The sequence below is a fragment of the Elusimicrobiota bacterium genome (genome assembly GCA_041660925.1).
Lineage (GTDB): Bacteria > Elusimicrobiota > Elusimicrobia > UBA1565 > UBA1565 > JBAZUV01.
The window spans coordinates 76,563-89,954 of sequence record JBAZVI010000007.1 but is presented as its reverse complement, the minus strand read 5'-3'; the positions used below and the strand labels follow the sequence as shown (position 1 = coordinate 89,954).

Sequence of the window (13,392 nt, the reverse complement as noted above, 5' to 3'; positions counted from 1 at the left end):
CGGGAGGGGGAAGGGGGAGGGTGCTCCCATCGCGTCATCCCGCCTAGTGTCTGTGGATGAGTCCGGAGAGCGCCCGCGCGAGGTGCTGCCCGAGCACGCGGTGTCCTTCCTCGCTGAGGTGGGGGTCGTTCGGCAGGCGCATCCCGCTTGCGCGCAGCAGCCCGGGGACCTCCGCGCGCAGCGGGATCCCGCGGCGGCGGGCGAGCGCGGCGAAGCCCTCCATGTACGGCTGTTCGTCGTCGACGGGGACGGCGACGATGGGGACGCGCCCGGCGCGGTCCTGCATGCGCGCGAGCGCCGCGTCGACGGCTTCGAGCGCGCGGCGGTAGCCCGGGTGGGAGTCTCCCTGCGTGCGGATCGCATCCTCCACGGACGCGGGCCCGATGCCGTGATGGCGCAGCAGGACCCGCGCGTTCTGGAGGGCGCGCTCCGCCCGCAACGCCAGCGCGGAGCGCGCGGCCAGGGGCCGGCGCCAGGCCGGCAGAGGGGAACGGAGGACGACGCGCCCTTCTTCGAGGTAGGGCTTGAGCAGCGGCTGCCGGTTGTAGAAGCTCGCGGACTCGAGCTCCCGGGAGCCGTCGATGACGTCGTTGAAGCAGACCTGCAGGAGGATCAGGTCGGGGCGCGCCGCGTCGAAGAGCCGTTCGAGCGCCAGGGCTTCCTGGGCGGTGCCGTAGCCAGGGGCGGAGTAGACCGTCACGGCCGCTCCGGCGGCCGATGCCAGGGCGCGGGGCCAGACCTGCGACGCGTCGACGCCGGTCCCGAAGGTGTAGGAGTCCCCGAGGGCGAGGATCCGGGGGGCGCCCTCCGGGGCGGGGACGACGTCGAGGCGTCCTTCCCAGCCGAGCGGATGCGGGCGCGGGAGCCCGCCCGAGAGGCGGGCCAGGGCCTCCCCGGCCGCCAGCGTCGAGAGGACGGCGCAGGCGACCAGCGCCGCCTTGCGGAGTCCTGCGCTCACCTGGGCAGGAGCGCGCCTTCCTTGAGCAGCAGGCGGCGCTTCGCGGCGACGCCGCCTTTCGCGCTGAAGCCGGTCATCGAGCCGTCGGCGCCGACCACGCGGTGGCAGGGGACGACGGGCGCGAAGGGGTTCCTTCCGAGCGCGCCCCCGACCGCGCGCGCGGCCTTCGGGCGGCCGATGCGCCGCGCGACCCAGCCGTAGGTGCGGACCTGCCCTTTCGGGATCTCGGCGCAGGCCTTCCAGACCGCCTGATCGAAGGGCGGATACTCCTTCATGGCGGCGAGGACTTTCTCGGGCAGCTTAGCGTTCGGTCGCATTGAACAACTCCTTTTTGCGGAGCAGGCGGTGGTAGGTCACGGCGAAGCGGTGCGCCTCGTCGCGGATGCGCTGAAGCAGGCGCAGCGCAGGGCGGCGCCGTTCGAGGACCAACGGCTCGGGGCGTCCGGGGAGGAAGACCTCCTCCTCGCGCTTGGCGAGCGCGGCGAGCCCCGTGCGGGTCCCGGTCTCCTGCAGCGCGGACTGGGCGGCCCCGAGCTGCCCCTTGCCTCCGTCGATGAGGAAGAGGTCCGGCGGGGCCTCGCCCGCCTTGCGCAGTGCCCGGCAGCGCCGGGCGACGACCTCGGCCATCGCGGCGAAATCATCATTGCGGGCCGCGGTCGTTCTCCGTTCGGCCCGTGCCGCGGGGTCCCGCGGGGTCCCTGCGGCGCCGGCGGCTTCAGAGACCGGGATTCCTTGTATGCGGAAGCGGCGGTAGTGGCTCTTGCGGGGCTCTCCGGCCTCGAAACAGACCATCGAGCCGACGACCTCCCGGCCGAAGAGATGCGAGATGTCGAAGCACTCGACGTGGTGGGGGGGCTTCGGCAGGCCCAGCGCTTCCTGGAGGTCGCTGACCGCCTGCGAGGCGTCGAGGCGCTCGGCGACCTTGCCGGGGCGCACCTCCTCGTAGTGGACGCGCTCGCCCATGTGCTCGAGCGCCGCGATGTTGTCGCGCGCGCGCGCGGCCGCCTCGTACTCCAGGGCCTTCGAGGCGCGCCGCATCTCGGTCCCGAGGCGGGTCTTGAGCTCCGCGTAGCGGCCCTCGAAGAAGAGGACGGCGTCCTCGGCGATGCGCCGGTAGGCGGCGGGGGCGATCCGGCCGGCGCAGGGTGCGGGGCATTCCCGGGTGTGGTAGTAGAGGCAGGAACGGATCTTCTTATCGGCCAGGGGGCGCTCGCGCGAGAAGGCGTAGTCGCAGGGGCGCAGAGGGAAGATCTTCCGCCGCCAGAGGGTCTTCAGGAGCGCGCGCACGGCCGAGACGTGCGGGTAGGGGCCGAAGTAGGCGCCCCCGTCGCGGCGCCTGCGGCGGACCACCGAGACGCGGGGGAAGTCCTCCTCGAGCGAGACCTTCACCCAGGGGTAGGATTTGTCGTCCTTCCACATGACGTTGAAGAAGGGCTGGTGCCGCCGGATGAGCCGGCGCTCCCAGACGAGGGCCTCGCGCTCGCTTGCGCAGGCGATGTAGTCGATCTTGCGCACCAGCGGGGCGAGGACCTGGTTCTTCAGGTCGGCCTTGCGGGGGTTGAAGTACTGGGCGACCCGTTTGGCGAGGTCCACGGCCTTCCCGACGTAGAGCACGCGCATGGCCGCGTCCCGCATGATGTAGACGCCGCAGGCGTGGGGGAGGTGCCGACGGGAAGGGGCGGCGTCTGCGGGCATGCAGGGATGATAGCAAAGCCGGTATCCGTCGACGCCTCCCCCTCACCCCCCCAGACCCCCTCCCCCATGGGATGGGAGAGGGGGGGGGGAGACGATTGACGGGTCCTCGACGGAAAAACTATAATGTCTCCTCGGATAAGACGGCAGACCAAGGAGCATCATTTTATGGCGAAGCTCAAGACCGGACGGCATACCAGCTCGATCAAGACCCAGCGCATGGCGGAACGCCGCGCAGCGCACAACCGCGCCGTCAAGCGCGGGGCGCGCGACGTCACCAAGGAGCTGGCGACCGTCGCCGCCACCAAGGACAAGGCCAAGGCCGAGGAGCTCTACCGCAAGACCTGCTCCGCCTGGGACAAGGCCGCGAAGACGGGCGTCATCCACTGGAAGGCCGCCGCTCGCAAGAAGTCGCGCCTGGCTTTGCAGATGAAGAAGCTGCTCGAAGGGAAGCACGTCGAGCCGGCGCAGGGCAAGAAGGCCAAGAAGAGCAACAGGCCAGCCCCCGCTCCCGCCGTCGCCGCTGCTTAAGAAACGAAAAGGAACCCCCGCCTGCGCTCAAGCGCAGGCGGGGGTTTCTTTTACCTACCTTCATGGGTTCTCCCTCTCCCCAGCCCTCCCCCGAAGGGGAGGAGGCAGTAGGGAATAACGTCTATCTATAGATCCAAACGACCAACCTCTCCAACTCGCAAGCAGGGTCCAGCCAGGCCTTCGACTTGAGCGCGGCTTCGGTCTCGTGGCACGCCCGCAGGGAGGCGAGCAGGCGCGCCTCGCCCGCCTTGTTCACCGCCTGGATGAAGCGGTCCTGTCGGGAGGGACCGAAGACGCGCAGCTGGCCGAACATGTCGAAGCGCGAGATCCCGGCCTTCATCATGCGCTTGGCCTTGAGCTGCTTGTTCACGGCGGTGGTGAGCTGGCGCAGGGGGCCGAAGGCCTCCTCGCCCTCCTCGAACTTCCGGCGCAGGATCCTCAGCGCGGCGACCGGGTCTCCGTCGTCGAGCGCGTTGGCGAAGTCGAAAGGACCGGTCTCGGGCCGGTAGCCGAGGCAGGCGAGGATGGCCTCCTCCGAGGCCTCCTTCCTCTCCCCGAGGAAGAGGCGGATCTTCTCGAGCTCCCCGCGCAGGATGCCCCACTCGCTGCCGACCTCGTCGACGACGAGCGCCGCGGCCGCCTCGGAGAGCGCGAAGCCCAGCCGCTTGGCCTCCTCGCGCAGGCGCGCGCAGGCCTGCTCCGGGCGCAGGGGTCCGAAGAAGACGACGAGCCCGCTGCGGGAGGCGGCGGCGACGACGGAATCCTTGGCGTCGGCCTTGCGCTCGCCGGAGAGCAGGACGAGCACGGTCGAGGGGAGCGGGTCCTTGAGGTACTCGACGAGCGCCTTGCGCCCGCCCAGGCCCAGTTTGACCTCGCGCGAGAGCACGAAGCGGCGCTCGGAGAACATCGGCGGCGTCGAGGCGGCGGCGACGATCTCTCCCGCCTGCGACTCGAGTTCTCCCGCGTAGTCGGAGAAGTTGAAGTCGTCGACTTTCAGGGCCTTGCGCAGGGCCTCGACGGCCTGGCCCTTCCCGGCCGCGTCCTCGCCGACGAAGAGGTAGACGGGCCGGAAACGGCCCTCGGCCCATTCGCGTTCGGCGGCTTCCGGCGTCGCGTCCATCGGGGAGGCCTCAGTACGGGTTGGGGTTGACGGACTTCACCGGCGTCTGGGGGGTCTCGCTGGGCGGAAGTTCGCCGCTGATGCGCCTCTGGGAGGCGCCGCTCACGGAGCCGAAGCCCTCGACGGTGCGCTTGACGATCTGGCGCGCGAGCACGTCCCAGATGAGCTCGCGGGCCTGCTCTTCGGTCATCCCGCCCCGCAGCGTCGGGGCGGTGTAGCTCTGGACGCCCTCGAGGCTGGGCTCGGACCAGAGGATGGTGTTCTTCGTGCGGTCGATGAAGTCGAGGTTCGCGAGCACCGTGAGCTTGTAGGCGGTGGGGGTCAGGACGGTGTCGTACTGGACCGGCACGAGGATGTAGCGGGAGAGCGTGACGACGACGACGCCCTGCGCGTCGGACTCCGGGACGATCGGGTAGCGCCCATCGCGCAGGAACTCGTCGCGGACCCGCAGGGTGAGCTTGTCCTCGAGCCCGAACTGCTGGGTCTTGTTGATCACCGGGCGCAGCGAGATCCTCACGATGTGCTGCGGGAGGATCTGCGGGGCGGGGCGGTAGGAGAGGTCTTCGCTGGCGCAGCCGGCGGCGAGGACCAGGGCCAGGGGGAGGAGCGGCCGGAGGTTCTTTTTCATGTCATTTCACCACGATGTTGACGAGCTTGTTGGGCACGACGACGACCTTGAGCACGGACTTGCCGGCCAGCGCCTCCTTCACCTTGGGCGCGGCGAGCGCGGCCGCCTCGAGCTCCTTGGAGGGGGTGTCCGTGGGGACCTGCAGGCGCTCGCGCGGCTTGCCGTTGACCTGCACGAGCACCTCGACGCGCGTGTCCCGGAGCAGCCGCGGGTCGTACTCCGGCCAGGGCCGCGCCGAGAGGAAGGGCGTCCCGCCGATCCGCTCGAAGAGCTCTTCGGTGATGTGCGGGGCGAAGGGGCAGAGCAGGGTGAGGAAGGTCTCGACGTCGACGCGCGTCGGCGGCTTCTGCGCCGAGAGCTCGTTGAGGTAGATGTCGAGGGCGGAGACGGCGGTGTTGTAATGGAACTCCGCGATGTCGGTGCCGACCTTCTCGATGGTCCGGTTGCGCAGGGCCACGAGGCCGTCGCCCTCCGCGAGCTTCGGCGCGTCCTTGAGGAGGAGCCAGACCCGGCGCAGGAAGCGCACGCGCCCCATGATGTCCTTCATGTCCCAGGGCTTGGGGTCGGCGAAGGGCCCCATGAACATCTCGTAGAGCCGGAAGACGTCGGCCCCGTACTTGGCGAGCACGTCGTCGGGGTTGATGACGTTCTTCTTGGACTTCGACATCTTCTCGACCTGGGCCTCCAGCGCCTCTCCGGAGTCCTTGAGCACGGCTTTCCCGTCCTCGGCGAAGGCGATGTCCCCGTAGCCGTGATAGACGCCGCGGGCGTCGCGGTAGGAGTAGGAGAGGATCATCCCCTGGTGGCGGAGCTTCTGGAAGGGTTCGGAGGTCGAGACCAGCCCCAGGTCGAAGAGCACCTTGTGCCAGAAGCGCGCGTAGAGCAGGTGCAGCACCGCGTGCTCGGCGCCTCCGACGTAGCAGTCCACCGGGGCCCAGGTCTTCTCGGCCTCGGGGTCCCAGGCGCGCGAGGAGTTCTTCGGGTCGATGTAGCGCAGGTAGTACCAGCACGAGCCGGCCCACTGCGGCATGGTGTTCGTCTCGCGGCGGGCCTCGCCGCCGCAGGAGGGGCAGTGGGTGTTCACCCAGCTCACGATGTCCGCGAGCGGCGACTCGCCGGTGCCCGTGGGCTTGTAGTGCCGCACGTCGGGCAGGAGCACGGGGAGCTTGTCCTCGGGGAGGGGGACGATGCCGCACGTCTTGCAGTGCACGATGGGGATGGGTTCTCCCCAGTAGCGCTGGCGCGAGAAGACCCAGTCGCGCAGGCGGTAGGTCACGAGGTGCCGGCCCAGACGCTTCTCCTCGAGATGGGCGAGGATGCGCTCCTTGGCCTGCGGGGTCGGGAGGCCGTCGATGAGAGGGGAGTTGACGGCGACGCCGTCGCCGCAGAAGGCCTTGCCGTCCTTGGCGAGCTCCTCGGCGAGCTCGTCGGTGGGCTTCACGACGATGCGGATGGGGAGGTCGTACTTCACGGCGAAGTCGTAGTCGCGCTGGTCGTGCGCCGGGACCGCCATGATGGCGCCGGTGCCGTAGCCGGCGAGCACGTAGTCGGCCACCCAGACGGGGATGCGCTCGCCGTTGACCGGGTTGACCGCGTGCGCGCCCGTGGGAACGCCGGTCTTCTCCTTCTGCAGCTCGGTGCGCTCGAGCTCGCTCTTGCGCCGCGCCTTGTCCACGTAGGCCTCGACCTCGCTCTTCTGGTCGGGCACGACGATCTGCTCGACGAGCGGGTGCTCGGGGGCGAGGACGAGGTAGGTCGCGCCGAAGAGGGTGTCGGGCCGCGTCGTGAACACCGGGACCGCGTGGTTGCGGAGGGTGAAGATGACCTCGGCGCCCTCGGAGCGGCCGATCCAGTTGCGCTGCATCGCGAGCGTGGACTCGGGCCAGTCGAGCGTCTTGAGGTCGTCGAGGAGTCGGTCGGCGTAGGCGGTGATCTTGAGCATCCACTGGCGCATGGAGCGGCGTTCGACGAAGGTCCCGCAGCGCTCGCAGGAGCCGTCGTAGACCTCTTCGTTGGCGAGGCCGGTCTTGCAGGAGGGGCACCAGTTGATGGGGCTCTCGGCTTCGTAGGCGAGGCCCTTCTTGTAGAGCTGCAGGAAGATCCACTGCGTCCAGCGGTAGTACTCCGGGCTCGTCGTGTCGACTTCGCGGTCCCAGTCGTAGGAGAAGCCGAGGGACTGGATCTGGCGCCGGAAGTTCGCGATGTTGCGCTGGGTGACGATGCGCGGATGCTCGCCGGTGGCGATGGCGTGGTTCTCGGCGGGCAGGCCGAAGGCGTCCCAGCCCATCGGGTGCAGGACGTCGTGACCGCGCATGCGCATGTAGCGGCAGAGGATGTCGGTGGCGGTGTAGCCTTCGGGGTGCCCGACATGGAGGCCGTCGGCGGAGGGGTAGGGGAACATGTCGAGGCAGTAGAACTTGCGGCCGGGGCGCGGGGTCTCGGGCGTCTTGAAGAGGCCGGATTCCGCCCAGCGGCGCTGCCACTTCGTCTCGATCTCTTTATAGGGGATGTGGTCGTCGATGGACATGGGTTGATTATACATATTGAGCGCGCGCTCTTGAGGAACGGCGCGCGCTACCTTACTGCCCTCTCCCTTCGGGAGAGGGAGGACTTTCCCGGGGATTCTTCCCACCCGGGATTCCCCCCTTGCGAGGGGGGCGGGGTGCCCGCCGGCTTGCTATGATAGTCATCGGAGACGCACCCGGAGGAAGAACATGGAAGCATCCGATTCCCGCTCGCTGCCGGACAACGCCTACGACCCCCTGAAGCCCGGGGAGACCTACGAGCCGATGGTCCCCGCCGCGAAGTCGATCCCGGAGACCACTCTGCGCTCGGTGGGCTTCGGCCTCTTCTTCTGCGTCCTCTTCACGGTGGCCTCCGCGTACTCCGGCCTCAAGGTCGGGCAGGTCATGGAGGCGGCGATCCCCATCTCCATCCTCGCCATCGGGCTCGCGCGCGTCTTCCCGCGGCACTCGACGATCCTGGAGAACGTCATCATCACCGGCATCGGCGGGGTCTCCGGTTCCGTCGTGGCCGGGGCCATCTTCACCCTGCCGGCGCTCTACTCGCTGCAGCTCGACCCGCATCCGGCGCAGACCATCTTCATCTGCCTCGCCGGCGGCTGCTTCGGCGTGCTTTTCCTCATCCCGCTGCGCCGCTACTTCGTGCGCGAGATGCACGGGCAGTTCCCTTACCCCGAGGCCACCGCCATCACCGAGGTGCTCGTCACCGGGGAGAAGGGCGGCTCGCAGGCGAAGCTTCTGCTCCAGGCGACGCTCATCGCCGGCGTCTACGACTTCTTCGTGACCACCTTCAAGGTCTGGAAGGAGTTCATCGACTTCCAGTTCATCCCGGTCATGAGCGCTCTCAACCAGAAGGCGAAGGTCGTCGTGCGCTTCGACGCCGTGGCCTTCATCCTCGGCCTCGGCTACGTCATGGGCCTGCGCTCCTCGATGATCCTCTGCGCGGGCGGCCTGCTGGCGAACTTCGTGCTCGTGCCGCTGGTCTGGTTCATCGGGCGGCACTCCCCCGAGCTGGCCGTTTATCCGGCCCTCAAGCCCATCGCGCTCATGAGCGCCAGTGAGATCTTCCGCGGCTACGTGCGCTTCGTCGGCGTCGGCGCCATCGCGACCGCCGGCATCTTCGGCATCCTCAAGTCGCTGCGCGTGGTCGTGGGTTCCGTCGCCATCGCGGTCAAGGCCTTCCGCCACGGCGGCGGGACCGACGGCCTCGAGCGCACCGATCGCGACGTCTCCATCATGACCATCCTCCTCGGCGTGCTCGCCGCGACGCTGGCGACGGCGGTCTTCTTCGGCTCGCTGCACACGGGCTGGCTCATCGCGCTCGTGGGCCTCACGTTGACGCTGCTCTTCTCCTTCTTCTTCACATCGGTGGCGGCCAACGCCATCGCGACGACCGCGCGCAACCCGGTCTCGGGGATGACGATGCTCACCATCATCGTCTCGAGCGTCGTCCTGCTCAAGTTCGGCCTCTCGGGCACGACGGGGATGTTCTTCGTCATGGCCATCGCCGGCATGGTCTGCACGGCGCTCTCGGCCTCGGGACAGACCATCACCGACCTCAAGACGGGCTACTGGCTGGGCTCGACGCCCGCCGCGCAGGAGCGCGTGAAGTTCCTCGGGGTCATCGCGGCCGCCGCGGCCTCGGGCCTGACCATCGTGATGCTCGCCAAGGCCGGCTACTACTTCGGAGACGCCCCGCTCGGGACTCCCGAGGGGGCGGTGCTGGCCGCGCCGCAGGCCTCGCTGATGAAGGCGCTCGTCGAGGGCTTCATGAACCGGCAGCCCATCGCCTACGTCCTCTTCGGCGCGGGCGCCGTCGTCACGATCGCCCTCGAGATGCTCGGCGTGCCCTCGCTCGTGTTCGCGCTGGGCATGTACCTGCCGCTCGAGCTCAACACGCCGGCGCTCGTGGGCGGCTTCCTCCATCACCTCGTGACCGGCCGGGCCGCGAAGCTCGGCGGCGAGGCGGGTCGGTCCGTGCGCGAGCGCGGGGTCATCATCGCCTCGGGCCTCATGGCCGGCGGCGCGCTCGGAGGCGTGCTCGGCGCCGCGCTGCGGCTGGTGCCTGGATTCAAGGAAGAGTGGATCGTGACCCCCTTCTACGGCACGGAGAGCATCTCTCAGGGAGTCTCGCTCGTCCTCTTCCTCTCCCTCTGCGCCTACGTCTGGTTCGTCTCGACCCGCCGCGCGGACGGGAAGACGGCCTAGGAGCCGACGAGGATGAGAAGGATACCGGCGGGGGGGATCAACCTCTTCCAGCTCATCTACATCCTGGTGCGCGAGTACCAGGAGAAGACGGGCCGGCCGGCGATGAACCTCTCGCTGGGGAATCCCGACACCGTCCCGGCCCGGCGGATCCTCGAACTGCAGGCCCGGTTCGCCGCCGACCCGGGCTTCGACTACCACACCTACGCCGAGGAGAACGACCTCCGGCGCTTCGCGGAGGGGATGGTCGAACTCCACTCCGGGGTCCGGGCCGCCGAGCACCCGGGTCTGCGGGTGCTGCCCATCCCGGGCATCAAGAACGCGACCGCCTTCATCCCGCTCGCCTGCGGGCTCCATCTGCCGGACCGGCGACGTCGGGAGCGCTTCATCCTCGCCTCCAACCAGCCGGCCTACGACGTCATCGGGACCTGGGCGGGCGGTTATCTGGGCGCCGAGCGGGTCGTCTGGCCGCTGGTCCCCGAGGAGGGGATGCGCCTGAACGTCGGGCGCCTGCGCGAGGCCTGCGGGACGCGCAAGCCCGACCTCGTCTTCGTCATCCGCCCCGGCAACCCGGCCTCGGTCGGGGCGAGCGCGGCGGAGTGGAAGGAGCTCATCGCCTTCTGTCTCGAGACGGGCGCCCGCCTCGTCAACGACGCCGCGTACGTCGGGCTCGCCGGTCCCGCGCACGTGCCGCTGGCGGCCGTGGCGAAGGATTTTCCGGGCCTCGAATGGCTCGAGCTCTACTCGGTGAGCAAGTCCTTCAGCGACCCCGGGGCGCGCCTGGGTGCGCTCATCGGGTCGAAGGACTTCGTCGAGGACTTCATCCTCATCAAGGGGAACTCCGAGTCCGGTCCCGTTCCCTATGTCATGGCGGCCTACGGCGAGTTCTTCTCGGAGGGGGACGCCGCGCGCACGGCCCTCGCGGACCTGCGCGCGATGTACCGCCGCCGCATCGACTACGTCGTCTCCCGGCTGAAGGCCGCGGGCCTGCGGGAGGCCTGTCGCTGCGAGGACGGCTTCTTCACGCTCTGGCGCGTGCCCCGGCGCGCGTTCGGGGCGGACCTCGCCTCGGACCCCCGCGTCGCGGGTCTGCCGCCGCACGAGGCCTTCAACCGTCTCGTCATCTCCGAGACCGGTCTCGTCGGGGTCCATTTCCTCGCCCCGGTCGGCGGGCCGATGATCCGCTACGGGGTCTGCAGCGACGTCCTCGACCCTGCCTTCCAGAAGCGCTTCGAAGAGGCGCTCACGCGGCTTCATCCCGAATACTGAGTATCCGTTCCCTTCCGCCTCTGGCACCTCCCGGGGTCAGACGTGAACTTTCGCAACTTATTTGGGCGATGGACGGACGCGTATAACGCGTTTCCCAGTGCGGAAATGCATTTTATCGAAGGGATGCGCGATTAACGCCTCCAAAATAAGTTGCGAAAGTTACTGTGCCTGACGCCGATATCTAATACTTGACTTTTAAAGTCAACTATGTTATGCTATCCGTACTTCACGCCCTCAAGGAGGCAGAACATGGCGGACACGCTCGTGCAGAAGCAGGCCCCGGACTTCAAGACCGTCGCCGTCTATAAGAAGAGCTTCAAGGAGATCCAGCTCGCCGACTACAAGGGCAAGTGGGTCGTCCTCTTCTTCTATCCGCTCGATTTCACCTTCGTCTGCCCCACCGAGATCACGGCCTTCAATGACCGCCTCGCGGACTTCCGCAAGGCCGGCGCCGAGGTCCTCGGCTGCTCGGTGGACAGCCAGTTCACCCACCTCGCATGGATCAACACCCCGCGCAAAGAGGGGGGCTTGGGCGAGATCGACTACCCGATCATGTCCGACCTGACCAAGGAGATCGCCCGGGACTACGGCGTGCTCGCCGATGGCGGCGTCGCCCTGCGCGGCCTCTTCCTCATCGACCCTCAGGGGAAGGTCGCCTACTCCGTGGTCCACGACCTCGGGGTGGGACGCAGCGTCGAGGAGACCCTGCGCGTGCTCCAGGCCTTCCAGCAGGTCGCCAAGACCGGCGAGGTCTGCCCGGCGAACTGGAAGGACGGCGCGAAGACGATGAAGGCCGACCCGGTCAAGGCCAAAGAGTACTTCGCCGCGGTCAACTGACGGCCCCTCGTTGACGGACCCCGCCCGCCGGTCCTCTCTCTCCCCGGCGGGCGGACGCTTTCAGGGGGTTTTCAGGCTGCGTTCGAGCCAGCGGAAGATCTGGGCGATGAGCGCGGGCAGGAAGGCGTAGCCGACCATGTAGATGGTCGGCGGGAGTCCCGGAAGCTGTCCGAGCAGCAGCCGCAGCTGCGGGCGGTCGACGTACTCGATCATCCCGATGGCGTTGAAGGTCGCTTCCGAGATCGAACCGACCACGAGCCAGACGCCCATCATGACGAGGTGTCCCTGCCACCAGCGCGCGAGGCCCCAGCGCTCGCGCAGGCGCTCGGCGACGGGCGTCGCGATCATCATGAGCCCCGCCCAGCCCAGGGGGAAGAGCGCCGAGATGTCGTCGTCGATGGGGGTGGGGATGAGAATGAAGATGTTCCGATAGTTCCACCAGTGAGCCGTGAGAAGCTCGAAAAGGAGGCCGATCGAGCACATCAGAACGACTTCCGGCGCGCTCCAGCGCCGCTTGAGGGCGCGCGAAACCGCGATGCCGCCGAGGAAGACCGCCAGGACCGCCGCCTCGGTCAGGGCGGAGCGCAGGGGGATCATGACGGCTCTCCGGAGCGCTTGAGCGCCGCTCGGCCGCTTGCGCCTTCCAGGACGTCGTGGATCGCGCGCGAGCCCCCGGTGAGTATGAGGGCCGTCAGGAGCACGTCGAGGACCGGGATGCGGAGTCCGAAGACCTGCTGGAGGAAGAGGGCCTGGGAACCCTCTCCCGAGAAGGCGTAGAGCGCGGAGCAGAGGACGAGGCAGAAGGCCAGGATGACGACCCTTTTGAGGTATGCCCGCTCCTGGCGGGTGTGTCTGCGGCAGTAGCCGTCGATGCCCGGCAGCGAGAAGAAGGTCTCGAAGCCGACTTCGACGGCCATCGAGAATGCCGCAAGGTACTGCAGAGTCTGCGATATTTTTTCCATCCACCCTCTTCCGGGATGCGTCATCAACGGCGACGTATTTTATGCTATATTGCCCTAACAGTTCAAACGAATCGTATAAATCATAAGAAGGGACGAGGAAGCCATGACCATCAAGCCATTCTACACGACCGGTGAAGTCGCCCGCATGCTGGGGGTCAGCCCCGCCACCATCTTCCGCGCCGTCGAGAAAGGCCAGCTCAAGGCCTCCGCGACGCCGGGCGGGCACAACCGGGTCGCCCGCAAGGACCTCGAGGAGTTCGCCAAGAGTCTCGGCGTCGACGCCAAGGCCCTGACGCCCGGCAAGACGCGCGTGCTCGTCGTCGAGGACAACCTCGCCGAGCTGCGGGTCATGCAGCGCGGGCTGCAGAAGGAGCCGGGCTTCGAGGTGCAGACGACGGCCTCGGGCTACGGCGCCGGCTACCTCACCAAGGCCTTCCGGCCCGACGTCATCCTGCTGGACATCTTCCTCTCCGACCTCGACGGCCGGGAAGTCGTCAAGATCATCCGGGCCGACCCCGAGCTCAAGGATACGATCGTCCTCGCCGTCACCGCGGCGAGCGACGCGAAGGACCTCAAGGAGATCGAGGCCGCCGGCGTCGACGAGATCATCCGCAAGCCGATCCCCTCGGCCGAACTGCGCGCGAAGATCCTCAAGCTGCTCGAGTAGG

At 68.3% G+C, this 13,392-nt stretch carries 13 protein-coding genes; 5 read left to right on the top strand and 8 right to left on the bottom strand.

Annotated elements, in window-relative coordinates; genetic code table 11:
- Nucleotides 1-43: 43 nt before the first annotated feature.
- Genes WC969_10930 through WC969_10920 form a run of 3 tightly spaced genes read right to left on the bottom strand, consistent with a single transcriptional unit; the run spans nt 44 to nt 2,653 of the window.
- A complete protein-coding gene (locus tag WC969_10930; GenBank protein MFA6030358.1) occupies nt 44-958 on the bottom strand; it encodes an SGNH/GDSL hydrolase family protein in 915 nt (304 codons plus the stop codon).
- On the bottom strand, nt 955-1,275 hold the full coding sequence (locus WC969_10925) for an MGMT family protein (GenBank protein MFA6030357.1): 321 nt from the start codon (nt 1,273-1,275) through the stop codon (nt 955-957). Before WC969_10925 ends, WC969_10930 begins: the two co-directional genes overlap by 4 nt.
- On the bottom strand, nt 1,259-2,653 hold the full coding sequence (locus WC969_10920) for an excinuclease ABC subunit UvrC (GenBank protein MFA6030356.1): 1,395 nt from the start codon (nt 2,651-2,653) through the stop codon (nt 1,259-1,261). Before WC969_10920 ends, WC969_10925 begins: the two co-directional genes overlap by 17 nt.
- A 165-nt stretch (nt 2,654-2,818) precedes the next feature.
- On the opposite strand from WC969_10920, the gene rpsT reads away from it, so the two are divergent.
- A complete protein-coding gene (gene rpsT, locus WC969_10915; protein ID MFA6030355.1) occupies nt 2,819-3,181 on the top strand; it encodes a 30S ribosomal protein S20 in 363 nt (120 codons plus the stop codon).
- Between the two features lie 121 nt (nt 3,182-3,302).
- Here rpsT and holA read toward each other — a convergent pair whose 3' ends face one another.
- From holA to leuS, 3 genes are read right to left on the bottom strand one after another with little or no spacing between them, the layout of a single operon-like run.
- Nucleotides 3,303-4,301 carry a DNA polymerase III subunit delta gene (holA, locus tag WC969_10910; protein ID MFA6030354.1) on the bottom strand — a complete coding sequence of 333 codons (999 nt, stop codon included), beginning with the start codon at nt 4,299-4,301 and terminating at the stop codon, nt 3,303-3,305.
- Nucleotides 4,302-4,311: 10 nt separating this feature from the next.
- Nucleotides 4,312-4,929: an LPS assembly lipoprotein LptE gene (gene lptE / locus WC969_10905; GenBank protein ID MFA6030353.1), complete on the bottom strand. Its 618-nt coding sequence runs from the start codon at nt 4,927-4,929 to the stop codon at nt 4,312-4,314.
- Between the two features lies 1 nt (nt 4,930).
- Nucleotides 4,931-7,456 carry a leucine--tRNA ligase gene (gene leuS, locus WC969_10900; GenBank protein MFA6030352.1) on the bottom strand — a complete coding sequence of 842 codons (2,526 nt, stop codon included), beginning with the start codon at nt 7,454-7,456 and terminating at the stop codon, nt 4,931-4,933.
- Nucleotides 7,457-7,643: 187 nt separating this feature from the next.
- Here leuS and WC969_10895 point away from each other — a divergent pair, with 187 nt between their 5' ends.
- From WC969_10895 to WC969_10885, 3 genes are all read left to right on the top strand, one after another.
- Nucleotides 7,644-9,659 (top strand): oligopeptide transporter, OPT family, encoded by a 2,016-nt coding sequence (locus WC969_10895; protein MFA6030351.1) that lies wholly within the window; start codon nt 7,644-7,646, stop codon nt 9,657-9,659.
- A 12-nt stretch (nt 9,660-9,671) separates the two neighbouring features.
- Complete coding sequence (locus WC969_10890; GenBank protein MFA6030350.1) at nt 9,672-10,925, top strand: pyridoxal phosphate-dependent aminotransferase; 1,254 nt, start codon at nt 9,672-9,674, stop codon at nt 10,923-10,925.
- A 249-nt stretch (nt 10,926-11,174) separates the two neighbouring features.
- Nucleotides 11,175-11,762 carry a peroxiredoxin gene (locus tag WC969_10885; GenBank protein MFA6030349.1) on the top strand — a complete coding sequence of 196 codons (588 nt, stop codon included), beginning with the start codon at nt 11,175-11,177 and terminating at the stop codon, nt 11,760-11,762.
- A gap of 60 nt (nt 11,763-11,822) precedes the next feature.
- On the opposite strand, the gene WC969_10880 is transcribed toward WC969_10885, so the two are convergent.
- Nucleotides 11,823-12,359, bottom strand: a complete 537-nt coding sequence (locus WC969_10880) for a hypothetical protein (GenBank protein MFA6030348.1) — start codon at nt 12,357-12,359, stop codon at nt 11,823-11,825.
- Entirely contained in the window at nt 12,356-12,724 is a 369-nt protein-coding gene (locus WC969_10875) for a hypothetical protein (GenBank protein MFA6030347.1), read from the bottom strand. Before WC969_10875 ends, WC969_10880 begins: the two co-directional genes overlap by 4 nt.
- Nucleotides 12,725-12,827: 103 nt before the next feature.
- On the opposite strand from WC969_10875, the gene WC969_10870 reads away from it, so the two are divergent.
- Complete coding sequence (locus WC969_10870) at nt 12,828-13,391, top strand: response regulator (GenBank protein MFA6030346.1); 564 nt, start codon at nt 12,828-12,830, stop codon at nt 13,389-13,391.
- Nucleotide 13,392 lies beyond the last annotated feature (1 nt).

Bases quoted from the DNA above. Each gene is read 5' to 3' on its own strand.
- WC969_10870 (MFA6030346.1), top strand. From the start codon at position 12,828: ATGACCATCAAGCCATTCTACACGACCGGTGAAGTCGCCCGCATGCTG.
- WC969_10880 (MFA6030348.1), bottom strand. From the start codon at position 12,359: ATGATCCCCCTGCGCTCCGCCCTGACCGAGGCGGCGGTCCTGGCGGTC.
- leuS (MFA6030352.1), bottom strand. From the start codon at position 7,456: ATGTCCATCGACGACCACATCCCCTATAAAGAGATCGAGACGAAGTGG.
- WC969_10875 (MFA6030347.1), bottom strand. From the start codon at position 12,724: ATGGAAAAAATATCGCAGACTCTGCAGTACCTTGCGGCATTCTCGATG.
- lptE (MFA6030353.1), bottom strand. From the start codon at position 4,929: ATGAAAAAGAACCTCCGGCCGCTCCTCCCCCTGGCCCTGGTCCTCGCC.
- WC969_10925 (MFA6030357.1), bottom strand. From the start codon at position 1,275: ATGCGACCGAACGCTAAGCTGCCCGAGAAAGTCCTCGCCGCCATGAAG.
- holA (MFA6030354.1), bottom strand. From the start codon at position 4,301: ATGGACGCGACGCCGGAAGCCGCCGAACGCGAATGGGCCGAGGGCCGT.
- rpsT (MFA6030355.1), top strand. From the start codon at position 2,819: ATGGCGAAGCTCAAGACCGGACGGCATACCAGCTCGATCAAGACCCAG.
- WC969_10895 (MFA6030351.1), top strand. From the start codon at position 7,644: ATGGAAGCATCCGATTCCCGCTCGCTGCCGGACAACGCCTACGACCCC.
- WC969_10890 (MFA6030350.1), top strand. From the start codon at position 9,672: ATGAGAAGGATACCGGCGGGGGGGATCAACCTCTTCCAGCTCATCTAC.
- WC969_10920 (MFA6030356.1), bottom strand. From the start codon at position 2,653: ATGCCCGCAGACGCCGCCCCTTCCCGTCGGCACCTCCCCCACGCCTGC.
- WC969_10885 (MFA6030349.1), top strand. From the start codon at position 11,175: ATGGCGGACACGCTCGTGCAGAAGCAGGCCCCGGACTTCAAGACCGTC.